This window comes from Pseudomonas sp. NBRC 111139 (genome assembly GCF_001753955.1).
GTDB lineage: Bacteria > Pseudomonadota > Gammaproteobacteria > Pseudomonadales > Pseudomonadaceae > Aquipseudomonas > Aquipseudomonas alloputida.
The window spans coordinates 35806-50591 of sequence record NZ_BCBP01000057.1 but is presented as its reverse complement, the minus strand read 5'-3'; the positions used below and the strand labels follow the sequence as shown (position 1 = coordinate 50591).

At 62.1% G+C, this 14786-nt stretch carries 9 protein-coding genes; 6 read left to right on the top strand and 3 right to left on the bottom strand.

The genetic code is table 11. The annotated features are described in order from the left end of the window. Positions 1-269 precede the first annotated feature (269 nt). Complete coding sequence (locus BJQ17_RS22075) at positions 270-743, top strand: (2Fe-2S)-binding protein (RefSeq protein ID WP_070096646.1); 474 nt, start codon at positions 270-272, stop codon at positions 741-743. After that, the gene (locus BJQ17_RS22070; protein ID WP_070096645.1) at positions 740-4303 is read left to right on the top strand and encodes a molybdopterin cofactor-binding domain-containing protein; all 3564 of its coding nucleotides are present in this window, start codon (positions 740-742) and stop codon (positions 4301-4303) included. Before BJQ17_RS22075 ends, BJQ17_RS22070 begins: the two co-directional genes overlap by 4 nt. A gap of 3 nt (positions 4304-4306) precedes the next feature. Here the strand turns inward: BJQ17_RS22070 and BJQ17_RS22065 are convergent, their stop codons facing one another. Together BJQ17_RS22065 and BJQ17_RS32630 are read right to left on the bottom strand one after the other, a co-directional pair. Further along, positions 4307-4945 (bottom strand): TetR family transcriptional regulator, encoded by a 639-nt coding sequence (locus BJQ17_RS22065; protein WP_014590411.1) that lies wholly within the window; start codon positions 4943-4945, stop codon positions 4307-4309. A 277-nt stretch (positions 4946-5222) separates the two neighbouring features. Further along, the gene (locus tag BJQ17_RS32630) at positions 5223-5873 is read right to left on the bottom strand and encodes a methyl-accepting chemotaxis protein (RefSeq protein ID WP_370626975.1); all 651 of its coding nucleotides are present in this window, start codon (positions 5871-5873) and stop codon (positions 5223-5225) included. Between the two features lie 1906 nt (positions 5874-7779). Between BJQ17_RS32630 and BJQ17_RS22055 the strand changes: the two genes are divergently transcribed. From BJQ17_RS22055 to BJQ17_RS22045, 3 genes are all read left to right on the top strand, one after another. After that, the gene (locus BJQ17_RS22055; RefSeq protein ID WP_003251128.1) at positions 7780-8475 is read left to right on the top strand and encodes a 3-oxoacid CoA-transferase subunit A; all 696 of its coding nucleotides are present in this window, start codon (positions 7780-7782) and stop codon (positions 8473-8475) included. An 8-nt stretch (positions 8476-8483) separates the two neighbouring features. Next, on the top strand, positions 8484-9125 hold the full coding sequence (locus BJQ17_RS22050; protein ID WP_003251131.1) for a 3-oxoacid CoA-transferase subunit B: 642 nt from the start codon (positions 8484-8486) through the stop codon (positions 9123-9125). Between the two features lie 368 nt (positions 9126-9493). Next, positions 9494-10948 (top strand): TrkH family potassium uptake protein, encoded by a 1455-nt coding sequence (locus BJQ17_RS22045; RefSeq protein WP_070096643.1) that lies wholly within the window; start codon positions 9494-9496, stop codon positions 10946-10948. A 92-nt stretch (positions 10949-11040) separates the two neighbouring features. Here BJQ17_RS22045 and BJQ17_RS22040 read toward each other — a convergent pair whose 3' ends face one another. After that, entirely contained in the window at positions 11041-13014 is a 1974-nt protein-coding gene (locus BJQ17_RS22040; RefSeq protein WP_010954773.1) for a choline BCCT transporter BetT, read from the bottom strand. 303 nt (positions 13015-13317) lie between these two features. Here BJQ17_RS22040 and nhaA point away from each other — a divergent pair, with 303 nt between their 5' ends. After that, positions 13318-14679 carry a Na+/H+ antiporter NhaA gene (gene nhaA / locus BJQ17_RS22035; protein ID WP_020191718.1) on the top strand — a complete coding sequence of 454 codons (1362 nt, stop codon included), beginning with the start codon at positions 13318-13320 and terminating at the stop codon, positions 14677-14679. Positions 14680-14786: the final 107 nt, after the last annotated feature.

Here is a 14786-nt window from a genome sequence, read left to right as displayed (position 1 = left end):
ATCACCGTTGCCGCCGCTACCGTATTCGCGGGTAAACCCGCTCCTACACACACGCATCGGGGGGTTCGGCACAGCGCGATGCGCCGCGCGGGCGGCGCTCGATTTCCCAGACGCCGACAATCTTCCTCCCTGCCCCCCACCACAGCGCTCTGCAAATTCATCTCTGGCCTGCTTCTTGCTCACTCATTTCATGTAGTGAGTACTTACCGAAACGCTCGCGTCATTTGAGTCCTTTGGTAGCGCAAGCAACCTCCAGAGATGAGCCAATAATGCAAACAACCATCTCCCTGCAGGTCAACGGCCAGCCCGTCGAAGTCAGCGCGATGCCTGACACCCCGCTGCTGCTGATCCTGCGCAACGACCTGTGCCTGAACGGCCCCAAGTACGGCTGCGGCCTGGGCGAGTGTGGGGCGTGTACGGTGATCATCGATGGCGTGGCCGCCCGCTCCTGCGTCATCCCCTTGGCCGGCGCCGCCGGCCGCGATATCACCACCCTCGAAGGGCTGGGCTGCAAGGCCGCGCCGCACCCGGTGCAAAAGGCGTTCATCGATGAGCAAGCGGCCCAGTGTGGTTACTGCATGAACGGCATGATCATGACTGCCAAGGCCCTGCTCGACCGCATTCCCGAGCCCAGTGACGAACAGATTCGCAATGAGCTGTCCGGCAACCTGTGCCGCTGTGGCACCCACGTCGAAATCCTGCGCGCCGTGCGCCGCGCTGCCGAGACCCGGAGAAAGTCATGAACCACTCACAACAGGTGCCCAGCCGCGACCAACTGCTGGCCAAGACCGGCGTGTTGCTGATCGTCGACCAGATCACCCCACCCTCAGGCCCAGTGGCCAAGGGCGTGACACCTCCAGCCAAGGAACGTGAGCTGGCGTTGTTCATCGCGGTCAGCGACGACGGCATGGTCTACGCCTTCAATGGTCATGTCGACCTGGGCACTGGCATCCGCACCTCGCTGGCGCAGATCGTCGCCGAAGAGCTGGACCTGCGCATGGACCAGGTGCACATGGTGCTGGGCGACACCGAGCGGGCACCCAACCAGGGCGCGACCATTGCCAGCGCCACCCTGCAGATTTCCGCCGTGCCCTTGCGCAAGGCTGCGGCCACCGCGCGGCGCTACCTTTTGCAACAGGCTGCACAACGGCTTGGCTGCGAGGTCCAGGCCCTGCGCATTGAAGAAGGCACTGTGGTCGACGGCAACGGCAACACCCTGAGCTTCGCCGAACTGGTGCAAGGTGATAACCAGCCACTGCGCATCGCCGACGATGCCCCACTGAAAGCCGTCGAGGACTACCGGCTGGTCGGGCGCAGCGCCCCACGGGTAGACATCCCAGGCAAGGCCACCGGCGAGCTGACCTATGTGCACGACATGCGCCTGCCCGACATGCTTCACGGTCGGGTCATCCGCCCGCCCTATGCCGGCCATGACAGCGGCGACTTTGTCGGCAACAGCCTGCTGGCGGTGGATGAATCCTCCATCGCCCATCTACCCGGCGTGGTCGCCGTGGTGGTCATCCGCGACTTCGTCGGCGTGGTGGCAGAGCGCGAAGAGCAAGCCATCCGTGCAGCCCATGAGCTGAAAATCAGCTGGAAGCCATTCACAGGCAAGCTGCCCGACCTTAGCGATGTCGCCCAGGCCATCCGCGACAACCCGCGCGTGCAGCGCACCGTGCTGGACCAGGGCGATGTCGACGGCGGCATCGCCAATGCCAGCCAGCGCCTGAGCCGCAGCTACCTGTGGCCGTACCAGCTGCACGCATCGATCGGCCCATCATGTGCGCTGGCCGACTTCACCGCAGGGCAGATCCGCGTGTGGTCAGGTACGCAGAACCCGCACCTGCTGCGCGCAGACCTGGCCTGGCTGCTGGCGTGCGACGAAGCACGCATCGAGATCATTCGCATGGAGGCAGCCGGCTGTTATGGCCGCAACTGCGCCGATGACGTGTGCGCCGACGCGGTGCTGCTGTCGCGTGCGGTGCAGCGCCCGGTGCGGGTGCAGCTGACCCGCGAACAGGAACACGTGTGGGAGCCCAAGGGCACCGCGCAGTTGATGGAAATCGACGGTGGCCTGAACGCCGATGGCAGCGTGGCTGCCTATGACTTCCAGACCAGCTACCCGTCCAATGGCGCGCCCACCCTGGCCCTGCTGCTGACCGGTGCCGTGGAACCGGTGCCGGCGCTGTTCGAGATGGGCGATCGCACGTCGATCCCGCCTTACGATTACGAACACATGCGCGTCACCATCAATGACATGACGCCACTGGTGCGTGCCTCATGGATGCGGGGGGTGTCGGCCATGCCCAACAGCTTCGCCCACGAGTCGTACATTGATGAGCTGGCCTTCGCCGCTGGCGTCGACCCGGTCGAATATCGCCTCAAGCACCTGTCCGACCCGCGCGCCATCGACCTGGTCAAAGCCACCGCTGAACGCGCGCAATGGCAGCCACATACCCGGCCCATGCAGACACAGGCCGAAGGTGATGTGCTGCGCGGCCGGGGTTTTGCCTATGCGCGCTATATCCACAGTAAATTCCCCGGCTTCGGCGCGGCCTGGGCAGCCTGGGTGGCTGATGTCGCAGTGGACCGGCGCACGGGCGAAGTGGCCGTCACCCGCGTGGTGATCGGCCACGATGCCGGCATGATGGTCAACCCCGAGGGCGTGCGTCACCAGATCCACGGCAACGTCATCCAGTCCACCAGCCGGGCGCTCAAGGAGCAGGTCAGCTTCGAAGAGTCGACGGTGGCGAGCAAGGAATGGGGCGGCTACCCGATCCTGACCTTCCCCGAGGTGCCAGCTATCGACGTAATGATGCTGCCGCGCCAGCACGAGCCGCCAATGGGCAGTGGCGAGTCAGCCTCGGTACCCAGCGCAGCGGCCATCGCCAATGCCATTTTCGACGCCACCGGCATTCGTTTTCGCGAGCTGCCGATCACTGCCGAACGCGTGCGCGCTGCGCTCGGTGGCGAAGGCCAAGGGCCAGATGCACCCGCGCCAGCGCAGCCGTCAACCAAGCGTTCGAAGTGGTGGTTCGGCTCGCTGGCCGGGGTGTTCGGCGCCGCATTGGGCATGCTTGCCACCGCCTTGCCCTGGCGCGCTGAAATCGCCCCGGTAACGCCACCTGGTGTCGGCAGCTGGAGCGCCGCCATGCTCGAGCGCGGGCGCCAGGTGGCGGCGGCCGGCGACTGCGCCGTGTGCCATACGGTCGGCGGCGGCAAGTTCAATGCCGGGGGGCTGGCAATGGATACGCCTTTTGGCACGTTGTACAGCACCAATATTACCCCCGACCCAGAAACCGGTATCGGCCGCTGGTCCTTCGCTGCCTTCGAGCGGGCCATGCGCGAAGGTATCAGCCGCGATGGCCGGCACCTGTACCCGGCGTTTCCCTACACCTCGTTTCGCAACATCAACGACGCCGACCTGCAAGCGCTGTATGCCTACCTGATGTCGCAAACCCCGGTACGCCAGGAAGCGCCCGCCAACCAGATGCGCTTCCCGTTCAACCAGCGGCCGCTGATGGCCGGCTGGAATGCGCTGTTTTTGCAACGCGGCGAATACCAGCCCGACCCGCAGCGCAGCGCACAGTGGAACCGCGGTGCCTACCTGGTCGACGGCCTGGGCCACTGCACGGCCTGCCATTCGCCGCGCAACCTGATGGGCGCAGAAAAAGGCGGTAGCAGCTACCTTGCTGGCGGCATGGTCGATGGCTGGGAGGCCCCGGCCTTGAATGCCCTGGGCAAGTCATCGACGCCGTGGAGCGAAGACGAGTTGTTCAACTACCTCAGCACCGGCTTCTCCGAAAAACACGGCGTGGCGGCCGGCCCCATGGGCCCGGTGGTCAGTGAGCTTGCCACCCTGCCAAAAAGCGACGTGCGCGCCATCGCCCACTACCTCAGCTCCCTGGATGGCGAGCCGCAGGCACTGGCGGCCAATGCCGCGCCTCAGGTGGACTCGCCAGTGTCGCTGAGCAACGGCGAGCGGGTATTCAAAGGTGCATGCCTGGCCTGCCACAGTGATGGGCTGGGGCCGAAGCTGTTTGGCGTCAGCCCGTCGATGGCGGTCAACAGCAACGTCCATAGTGACCTGCCGGACAACCTGCTGCGCGTGGTGCTGCACGGCATTCCGACCCCGGCAACCCGCGACCTGGGCTACATGCCCGGTTTCAAGGACAGCCTGTCGGACCGCCAGGTAGCCGACCTCGCGGCCTACCTGCGCCATCGTTTTGCCGCCGACAAACCGGCCTGGCAAGGGCTGGCGTCCAAGGCTGCGCAGGTACGCGCCAACCCTGGCAGCCACTGAGGCTCAGCGGCGCAAGCCGCGCAGCGCAAGGTCACTGATGAAGGCCAGCCAATCGGCCTTGGCCTGCTTGTCCGCCAGGTCCACGGCCAGGAACGAGCTGAGCGTATGGCGGTTGGAGTTATAGAAATAGCAGAGCGAGGCAATCATCAGGTAGGCGTGGGTAATGCAGATATCGTCGCGGAACAGGCCCTTTACTTGTCCGGCCTCGATGATCGGCCGCAGCACGCCGACCGCCTCGCCGGACAGCGCCCTGAGGTTTTGCGACTTGCGCGCGTGCAAGCCCTGGTGAAGGTTTTCGGTGGCGAGGATGGTGACGAATTCGGGGTGGCGCACATAATAGTCCCAGATGAATGCCACCAGTTCGCGCAGGGCCTGCTCAGGGTCGGCGAGGTCGAGGCGCAGCTTCGCTTCGGCCTGGTTGAAGCTGGCATAGATGTGCTCCAGCACACTGATGAACAGCTTTTCCTTGCTGCCGAAGTAGTAATAGATCATCCGGTCGTTGGACTTGGCCAGTGTGGAGATCTGCTCGATGCGCCCACCAGTGAAGCCTTCCTTGCTGAAGACCTTCACTGCGGCCTTGAGAATATTGTCCCGGGTGCGGTCGGCCTGCTGGGCGCGAACACCGGTTTTGCGAGTTTGCATGTCGGTCCCTGTGGGGCTGGCCAGATAGCCAACACTGCCACAGACCTTGAGCCATTGCGCGGCTTTTTCGGCTGGGCTGATGGCGGAGATGGCGGACCGGCTCACACCAGCAGAGCCGCTACCATTGATCGTTTTGCTTTCTTCGCGGGCAAACCCGCCCTTCGTCCGCTACCGGCCTGGAAGTCAGCAGCCATCGGGGCTGGCTTGCACCTGATGAGTGGCACGTACAGCCAGCCGGATCATGACGGACTCCCGGGTTACCGGACAGGTGCGTTACTCAAGCAGCGACGCCTCGTTCGCCATCATCGCTGACTTCGAACTGCCCCACCAGCTTCTGCAACTTGCCAGCATCCACCTTCACCTTCTGCGCACTGCTTTGCAGCACCAGGGCGGTCTGGCGCATCTCGCTGGAGGACTGGTTGACCTGCTCGATCGTCTTGCCGTATTCCACGCTGCGACGGTTGAGCTGCTGGATGATGGCGAACATGCCCTCCACCGCCTGGTGCAGTTGCACATTTTCGGAAGACGCGTCCTCCGCCAGGCGCAGGCTGTTGTCGACATCCTGCACGCCCTGCTCCATGAAGCTTACCGCCTGCCGGGTTTCGCCCTGCAGGCTCTCGACCATATGGCGAATGTCGTCGGCGGCACGCGAGGTGCGTGCGGCCAGGCTGCGTACCTCGTCGGCCACCACCGCGAAGCCACGACCATGCTCCCCGGCCCGTGCCGCCTCGATAGCGGCATTGAGCGCCAGCAGGTTGGTCTGGTTGGTGATTTCGCTGATCAACCCGGTGATGTTGTCGATCTCGACCATGCGGCTGTCGAGCCGCTGCACGCTGGATGATGAGCGCGCCACCACATCGCGGATCGACTGGGTGCCCGCCTGCACCGCCTGGTACTGCGCGCGTGCGCGGCTGACCACTTCGTCCATGGCCTGTTTCATCTGCTCGGCGCTGACCGAGGCCTGCTGCAGTTCGCCGAGTTGCTCTTCCATGATGATCATCATCTGGTGCACGGCGTCGGCCACGTCGGCGGAGCTTACGCTGGCCTCCTGGCTGCGCCCGAGCATCATCTGGTTGGTGCTGCCAACCGTGCGACTGGCCTTGACCACCTGCCCGACCACCGTGTCCAGGCGGTCGATGAAGCTGTTGATCCAGCGCGCCATGTCGCCGCTCTCATCATTGGCCAAGGTACTGGTATCCAGGCGCTGGCGCAGGTTGCCTTCACCCTCGGCGATGGTGCACAGCACACTGCTCATGCCATTCAACCTGGCGGCCAGGCGCTCGGGCCCGAGCACGCCGAACAACAAGGTGGCGCCCAGCATGCTCAAGGCCTCGATCGCGTCAGTCAGCCCTTGCGGCAGGCCTGCATAGTGCTGCACCCAGTAATTGCAGCCGAACAGCCCCGCCATGATCGCCACATAGGGTTTCATCAACCCGTAGCTCAGCGAACGCCGGCGATAGACCTCCTCCAGGTCTGCCTCGCACATCATGCCCCAGCGGTCGGGTGAGCCTGGCAACTGGAAGGTCACCCCCTTGCCCACCACTGGCACATGACGGTAGTCGGAATAGCCGGGGTAGGTCACGAACAGGTTGGCACCCCGCCTGATCGTCTCCCTCACGCCTGGGTGCAGTTCCCGCGTGGAAGGGTCGGTGAAACGAAGCTCCAGCTCGGTATGACGCTGGACCTGCACGGTGGTCCAGGGGGTGTGCACACCGTTCTTGAGGTTTTCGCCATGGGTGAAGGTGGCGTCCTCGAAGCGCGAGCGGGACAACGCGGTACCGGGCTGTATGCCAGGGTCGAAGCGCGATTGCGCCATGAACAGGTAGTTGTCGCCCGACTCGGGGTAAATGTGCCCTGCCTCGCGCTGGATCAGGTCACCCAGCACATCGTTGGGCACCCGCCCACACAAACAACCTAGCACTTTGCTCTCGTGCATCAGGGGCTGGTAGAACATCAACGTGACTTCGTCGTGGAAGCGCGAGGAAGACGGGCCGACCTGCAAGGTCAGCGGGTCGCTGTAGGGCCCGTGCAGAAACTGTGCTTTCAGCCCTTGCGCCAGGGCTGCCAAGTGCTCGATGCGTGGCGTGCCACGCTGGGGCCAGGTCGAAGCGATGACGATGCCGTGGGCATCGACGACAAACAGCTCGGAAAAGTCCTCAGCCTGGGCCAGCGTGTTGCGCAACATTGCGCTATCGACTTGAGCGAGCCCGGGCGCCACCTGCTCGGCCAGGTCGGCCAGGTGTTCCCACTGCTCGCGCACCCACTCATGCAGCAACTGCACGCGGGTCTGGGCGATGGCTTCGAACGTTTGCTCGACCTGCGGGTAACTGGCCCGATTAAGGCGGCACGCCCAGCCCATGCTGAATTTGCCGGTTTTGCCAAACCACGGCAGCCAACCCTTTTCACTCGACGATAACTGCATCGAACCACTGGAAAGCGACATTATCTTCACCATACGCGACATCGAATGGCAATCTGATAGCAAGTCGCACGCCAACGGCGGGAGGCGTGATTAATCGGCCATCCCGCGGAGTGGATGCACTTCATCAGTGCAAGGTGCCGACAGGTAAACCCCGGAGCGCACCAGACAGGGGCAAAAATGAGGGGTTTAAGCATTCAACTGAAATGAGACAAATAGCCTCCAGAACTGCTCGCAGATCGCACAACAGTTCGATAATCGCACAAATTCAGCCAAACCCTCTCTACTGTTGCCCTATCTTGCGGCACGCTATAGCGAAAGTCAGCAAGCCATTTCAAGTGCTGACAGGCCCCATCGCTTCACGCGCTCCGGCCAGCCCGACAACCACAACTCCAGGAACAACCAGGAGCTCGCCTTGATCAATAAAACGTACGAGTCCATCGCCAGCGCGGTGGAAGGGATCACCGACGGTTCGACCATCATGGTCGGTGGCTTCGGCACGGCTGGCATGCCGTCCGAGCTGATCGATGGCCTCATTGCCACCGGTGCCCGCGACCTGACCATCATCAGCAACAACGCCGGCAACGGCGAGATCGGCCTGGCCGCCCTGCTCATGGCAGGCAGCGTGCGCAAGGTGATCTGCTCGTTCCCGCGCCAGTCCGACTCCTACGTGTTCGACGAACTGTACCGCGCCGGCAAGATCGAACTGGAAGTGGTCCCGCAGGGCAACCTGGCCGAGCGTATCCGCGCCGCAGGCTCCGGCATTGGTGCGTTCTTCTCACCGACCGGCTACGGCACCCTGTTGGCCGAGGGCAAGGAAACCCGTGAGATCGACGGCCGCATGTACGTGCTGGAAATGCCGCTGCACGCCGACTTCGCACTGATCAAGGCGCACAAGGGTGACCGTTGGGGCAACCTGACCTACCGCAAGGCCGCCCGCAACTTCGGCCCGATCATGGCCATGGCTGCCAAGACCGCCATCGCCCAGGTCGACCAAGTCGTCGAACTTGGTGAACTGGACCCGGAACACATCATCACCCCGGGTATCTTCGTCCAGCGCGTGGTCGCCGTCACCGGTGCTGCCGCTTCTTCGATTGCCAAAGCTGTCTGAGGCCTGCCATGACCATCACCAAAAAGCTCTCCCGCACCGAGATGGCCCAACGCGTGGCCGCAGACATCCAGGAAGGCGCGTATGTAAACCTGGGTATCGGCGCACCGACCCTGGTGGCCAACTACCTGGGCGACAAGGAAGTGTTCCTGCACAGCGAGAACGGCCTGCTGGGCATGGGCCCAAGCCCTGCGCCGGGCGAGGAAGACGATGACCTGATCAACGCCGGCAAGCAGCACGTCACCCTGCTGACCGGTGGTGCCTTCTTCCACCATGCCGATTCGTTCTCGATGATGCGTGGTGGCCACCTGGACATCGCTGTACTGGGCGCCTTCCAGGTGTCGGTCAAGGGCGACCTGGCCAACTGGCACACGGGCGCCGAAGGTTCGATCCCGGCCGTAGGCGGTGCAATGGACCTGGCCACCGGCGCCCGCCAGGTGTTCGTGATGATGGACCATCTGACCAAGACCGGCGAAAGCAAGCTGGTGCCCGAGTGCACCTACCCGCTGACCGGTATCGCTTGCGTCAGCCGCATCTACACCGACCTGGCCGTACTGGAAGTGACACCTGAAGGGCTGAAAGTGGTCGAAATCTGCGCGGACATCGATTTTGACGAGCTGCAGAAGCTCAGTGGCGTACCGCTGATCAAGTAATCCAGAAAGCCAGCGGGGCTTTCCATGCCCGCTGCGGCACTCTCAACAGTGCCGCACAAGCGCTGCACGGCAGCCCCGGCAATTCGTGTATCCACGCTGAAATCCGGGGGCTGCTCCGCAGCCCTTTCGCGACACAAGGCTTGCGCTGTTTTCGCCAACCCGCGAAGGGGGGGCGCGGCGTTGAGGCCTCTCTTCCAACCGTTTGGGAGCTGACAGACGGGAACACGCGTAGAGATCAGCCCAATGAGCCATCGAGCGAGAGCCAGACAGCGGCGTGCAAAATCCCCGGCCGCGACTTTACGCCTTTTTTACTCGACATTACCGTAAAGCAAGCAATACTGCCGGCACTGTCCCAACGAGCTCCCTCAATGCCGCTGCCTGCATTGCGTTTCATTGCCTTCATTATTGGCGTATTCCTGATCACATTGGCCGTCAGCATGGTGATTCCGATGCTGACGTTGCTGTGGTACGACCGCAGCGACGACCTCGGCGCATTCGTCTGGTCGAGCCTGATCGTTCTGTGCGTCGGCCTGCTTCCGGTAGCCCGGGGCGTCCCCGACATACCGCAACTGCGGACCAGGGACATGTATTTCCTCACGACGGCAAGCTGGGTCATCGTGTGTGCATTTGCGGCGCTGCCGATGGTGTTAATTCGCGACATCAGTTACACGGACGCGTTCTTCGAAACCATGTCGGGAATTACCACCACCGGCTCGACCGTGCTGACAGGCCTGGACAGTGCATCACCGGGGCTACTGATATGGCGTTCCCTGCTGCACTGGCTGGGAGGCATTGGATTTATCGGCATGGCCGTGGCGATCCTGCCACTGCTGCGCGTGGGCGGCATGCGCCTGTTCCAGACCGAGTCTTCGGATTGGTCTGACAAAGTGACGCCACGTTCGCATGTGGCTGCCAAGATGATACTGCTGGTCTACCTGGCCCTGACAGCATTGGGAACAGGGGCGTTGTGGGCTGCCGGCATGACCCCGTTCGAAGCCATCAATCATTCGATGTCGCTGATTTCAACCGGTGGTTACTCGACCTCGGATGCCTCGCTGGCTCATTGGCCACAGCCTGCGGTGCATTGGGTAGCTGTGGTCATCATGATACTCGGCAGCCTGCCCTTCACACTCTATGTCGCCACGCTGCGTGGCCATCGACGCATCCTGCTCACGGACCATCAAGTTCGCGGTTTCATTGGTTTTCTCGTCTTCGTCTGGCTCACCGTCGGAACCTGGCTCTGCCTGCACAGCGACCTGGCTTGGTGGGATGCGTTTCGTATCGTTGCGGTCAATGTGACCTCGGTGGTGACCACCACAGGCGTTGCCTTGGGTGATTACACGCTCTGGGGCAGCTTCGCCATCATGCTGTTCTTTTACCTGACGTTCGTCGGCGGGTGCTCGGGCTCCACCGCCGGCGGTTTGAAAATATTCCGTTTCCAGGTGGCCGCTGCCTTGCTTGTCAGCAGCCTGAAGCAGTTGATCCATCCACGGGCAACGATCTCGAAGAAATATAATGGCCACCCCATCGATGAGGAGATCGTACGGTCACTGCTGACGTTCTCGTTCTTCTTCTCCGTCACCATCGCAGTCATCGCCCTCGGCCTCTCTCTGATAGGGCTCGACTGGATGACGGCGTTGAGCGGGGCTGCCACCGCCGTGTGCAACGTCGGTCCAGGCTTGGGGACGCTTATCGGTCCAGCAGGTAATTTCGCCTCGTTGCCGGACGCAGCGAAATGGTTACTGACGATTGGCATGTTGCTTGGACGGCTCGAGATCCTCACCGTACTGGTACTGGTCTCGCCGGCCTTCTGGCGATTCTAGGCCTGGAGTCATACAACCAATCAGCCAGAAAACCTCTGGACTGTAGGTAATCCGCCCTGCCCTGACTACGCCAGGGCAGGACCGAATCCACTTCAGCCCACCACGTGCAAGTAATGCAGGTGGCGTTCGTACTGATCCAGGATGTCGCCAATCACATCGTCACGGCTCCACCCCATGATGTCGTAGTCCTGCCCCCCTTCTCGCAGATGCACTTCCGCGCGGAAATACTTGCGGGAATCGGCACCGTCTTCGGTGTCCCGCATGACGAAGCTTGGCGTATTGAAGGCCCGTGGCCGCACCTCGTAGAGGAAACGTCCTTCACCGGCATGGGAGAGTTCCAGAGATACCCGCCCATCATCGCGCTCATTCACGCTCACCTCGTAGCCTTGCTTGCGCAACTCCTGGGCGACCTCTTCACAGGCCGGCCTCACCACCTCGGCGATAAAGCGCGTGACATGAACCCGGCGAGGCATCAATGCAATATTGCGCAGCCTCCTCTGCCAGCCGCCGTGTGGGTGGCGGGTATGGCGTGGGCCCGGCAAGGCTTGATTGCGCAACCCGCGGCGAGTCGCATCAAGACTCAGCGCCTTGAACAAGCCCCAAATCGCAACCAGCAGGATGACCGCGAACGGCAAAGCGCTCGCAATGGTCGCGGTCTGCAGCGCCTTCAGACCGTTCGCCAGCAGCAACGCGATCGCGACTGCGCCTATGCAGACTGACCAGAAGATACGTTGCCACAGGGGTGAGTGACCTTGTCCGGAGGAGGCGAGCATATCCACGACCAGCGCACCAGAGTCCGCCGAGGTCACAAAGAACACGACCACCATCAGCACCGCGACCAGCGAAATGATGCTGGAGAACGGAAAATGCTCCAGGAAAGCAAACAACGCGAGGGAACTGTCCTCACTGACCACAGCAGCCAGATCCTTCACGCCATCGTTGAGGATCATATGGATTGCCGAGTCGCCGAACACGGTCATCCACAGCAAGGTGAAACCCGCAGGCACGAACAGTACGCCGCAGACGAATTCCCGGATGGTCCGCCCTCGCGAAATACGTGCGATGAACAGACCCACGAAGGGCGACCAGGACAACCACCAGCCCCAGTACAGCAAGGTCCAGCCGCCGATCCAGTCGGTGGGCTCGTAAGCGTAGAGATTGAAGGTTTTATTGACGATGTCCGAAAGGTAGGCGCCGGTATTCTGTACATAGGTCTGCAGCAGGAACACCGTAGGCCCAAGCAGCAGCACGAACAGCATCAGGATCACCGCCAGGCTCAGGTTGAGTTCGGACAGGATGCGAATACCTTTATCCAGGCCGCTAGCCACCGAAAGCGTCGCCAATGCGCAGGTGGCGGTGATGAGGATGACTTGCACGGTGGTGTTTACCGGCAAACCGAACACATGATGAAACCCGCTGTTGATCTGCAATACCCCATAACCCAGCGAGGTGGCCACACCAAACACCGTGCCGAGGATGGCGAAGACATCCACGGCATGCCCTATAGGGCCATAGATTCGCTCACCGATCAGCGGATAGAGTGCCGAACGCAAGGTTAACGGAAGGCCATTGCGGAAGCTGAAGTAGGCCAGGATCAGCGCGACGATGGCATAGATCGCCCAGGCATGCAGGCCCCAGTGGAAAAAGGTGATTTTCATGGCTTCGCGCGCCGCGGCAACGGTGCCGGGATCGCCCACGGGCGGCGTGGAGAAATGCATGACCGGTTCGGCCACGCCGAAGAACATGAGGCCAATCCCCATTCCTGCCGAGAACAGCATGGCGAACCAACTGCTCTTTCGGTAATCCGGCTCACTGTGGTCAGGGCCTAGCTTGATGTCGCCATAGCGGCTGACGGCCAGAAACACCACGCTGATCAACACCAACGCTACAACAAGAATGTAGAACCAGCTGGCATTGGTGATGATCCATCGCTGGACTTGCTCGAACAGCGTTTGGGCGTGCTCCTGAAATGCCGTGGCGTACAAGACCAGCAGAAAAACAAGTATCGCACTGGTGTAGAAGACAGGTGGATTGAGGGTGCTCCTGGGTTTGGGGGCTGCAGTCATAGCGGCAGTTCTCCTTGCAAGGCGATGAGCACAGCGTGCCTGGGCACGACGACATTTACCAAGGCTAGCAGCTGGATAAACTCTCGTTTGCCAAGCTCAGTGTGCTCGAAAACAACCACAAACCCTAACGTCTGCAGGAAAAAATCTCAAACCGACGCCTCATTGGAGTGAATGGTTTGGCGCTTTTTGTTCATCTGCGAGTGGTTATTCGGTAGACTACCGCACGGGTGCCAGCTGCACGGTGCAGTGAGGCAGGTTAAAGAACAGCGCAGGTCGGGCCGCCATGCGGGAGCACCTGTGCCTATGCATAAACAAGAATTACCTCGCGCCCAGAAACTGGCCGAGCGCGCCTTCGCCAACCTTGAACGCTTTTTGCACATTGAAGCGGTCAGCGGCATCGTTCTGTTGATTGCCGCAGTCGCTGCCCTGATCTGGGCGAATTCCCCGGCTGCCGACAGTTATGAAGCCCTTTGGCATACCCCGTTGACGTTCGGCGTGGGCTCGCATGTCTATTCGCAGTCCCTGCATTTCTGGATCAATGATGGCCTGATGACCATCTTTTTCCTGGTCGTGGGCATGGAGATCCGCCGCGAGATCCACGAAGGTGCACTGTCCAGCCTGCGTCAAGCCACGCTTCCCATGGCAGCCGCTGTCGGCGGCGTAGCGGTACCTGCACTCCTCTACCTGAGTTTTGGGCACGCGTCGGCAGACCAACAAGGTTGGGCAGTCCCAACGGCAACGGATATCGCCTTTGCGGTGGGCGTATTGGCCCTGCTCGGCAAGTCGATCCCGTCCAACGTACGTGTATTCCTCCTCGCCCTGGCAATCATCGATGACATCATCGCAGTCCTGATCATCGCGTTCTTCTACTCAGGCGGTCTTGATTACACCGGCTTCGGCGTTGCAGTGATCGGCCTGCTAATGGTGATCGGGCTTCAGAAGATCGGAGTGGGTTCAGCCTACGCCTATGTCATTCCCGGTGCGATCGTCTGGCTGGGCATCTTGTTGACCGGCGCCCACCCGACCCTCGCCGGCGTCGTGCTGGGCCTGATGACACCTGTCACCGCAATGCCGATGCGTGAGCGCCCACTGGACGCCATTACCCGCTTCACCGGCGAATTGCTGGGGCGCGCCAAGGCGCCTGAGCAAGATGCCAGCGACCTCATGGACCCGTTGAAACGACTGCGCCTGGCCCAGCGCGAACTGCTGCCGCCGGTAGTGCGCATGCAAGGCACCCTGCACCCCTGGGTAGCCTTCGGCATCATGCCGGTGTTTGCCTTGGCCAACGCCGGGGTCAGCCTTTCGGGCGTCGACCTGTCCGCAGAAGGCCCCCAGTGGGTCATGATCGCCGTCGCTGTCGCCCTGGTTGCAGGAAAGCCCTTGGGCATCGTCAGCGTCAGTTGGCTGATGGTCCGCCTGGGCTGGTGCGTGCTTCCCGCCGAGGTCAACTGGCGTAGCATCATGCTGGTCGGGCTGCTGGCCGGCATCGGTTTCACCATGTCGATCTTCATCGCCAACCTCGCGTTCGTCGACCCTGGCTCACTCGGGGCAGCGAAACTCGGTGTGCTATCCGCGTCGTTGATCGCAGCCGTGCTGGGGTTGACCTGGGGGGTGTGGAGCATGCGTAGCGCAGCGTCTGCTACCAAAGCCGGTTCGCCCACCTAGCCACATTCCGGGACTGGCGATCCCTTGCATTTGGGCAAGCGGATCGCCACTCCCGGTGCGGCTACAACCTGTGTCGGGTAGGCCTGTGCGGGAAAACACGCCATACT

Excerpts from the sequence above, each read along its gene's own strand:
- BJQ17_RS22040 (WP_010954773.1), bottom strand. The coding sequence starts at position 13,014 with ATGACTGCAGCCCCCAAACCCAGGAGCACCCTCAATCCACCTGTCTTC.
- BJQ17_RS32630 (WP_370626975.1), bottom strand. The coding sequence starts at position 5,873 with ATGGACGAAGTGGTCAGCCGCGCACGCGCGCAGTACCAGGCGGTGCAG.
- BJQ17_RS22050 (WP_003251131.1), top strand. The coding sequence starts at position 8,484 with ATGACCATCACCAAAAAGCTCTCCCGCACCGAGATGGCCCAACGCGTG.
- BJQ17_RS22075 (WP_070096646.1), top strand. The coding sequence starts at position 270 with ATGCAAACAACCATCTCCCTGCAGGTCAACGGCCAGCCCGTCGAAGTC.
- BJQ17_RS22045 (WP_070096643.1), top strand. The coding sequence starts at position 9,494 with ATGCCGCTGCCTGCATTGCGTTTCATTGCCTTCATTATTGGCGTATTC.
- nhaA (WP_020191718.1), top strand. The coding sequence starts at position 13,318 with ATGCATAAACAAGAATTACCTCGCGCCCAGAAACTGGCCGAGCGCGCC.
- BJQ17_RS22070 (WP_070096645.1), top strand. The coding sequence starts at position 740 with ATGAACCACTCACAACAGGTGCCCAGCCGCGACCAACTGCTGGCCAAG.
- BJQ17_RS22065 (WP_014590411.1), bottom strand. The coding sequence starts at position 4,945 with ATGCAAACTCGCAAAACCGGTGTTCGCGCCCAGCAGGCCGACCGCACC.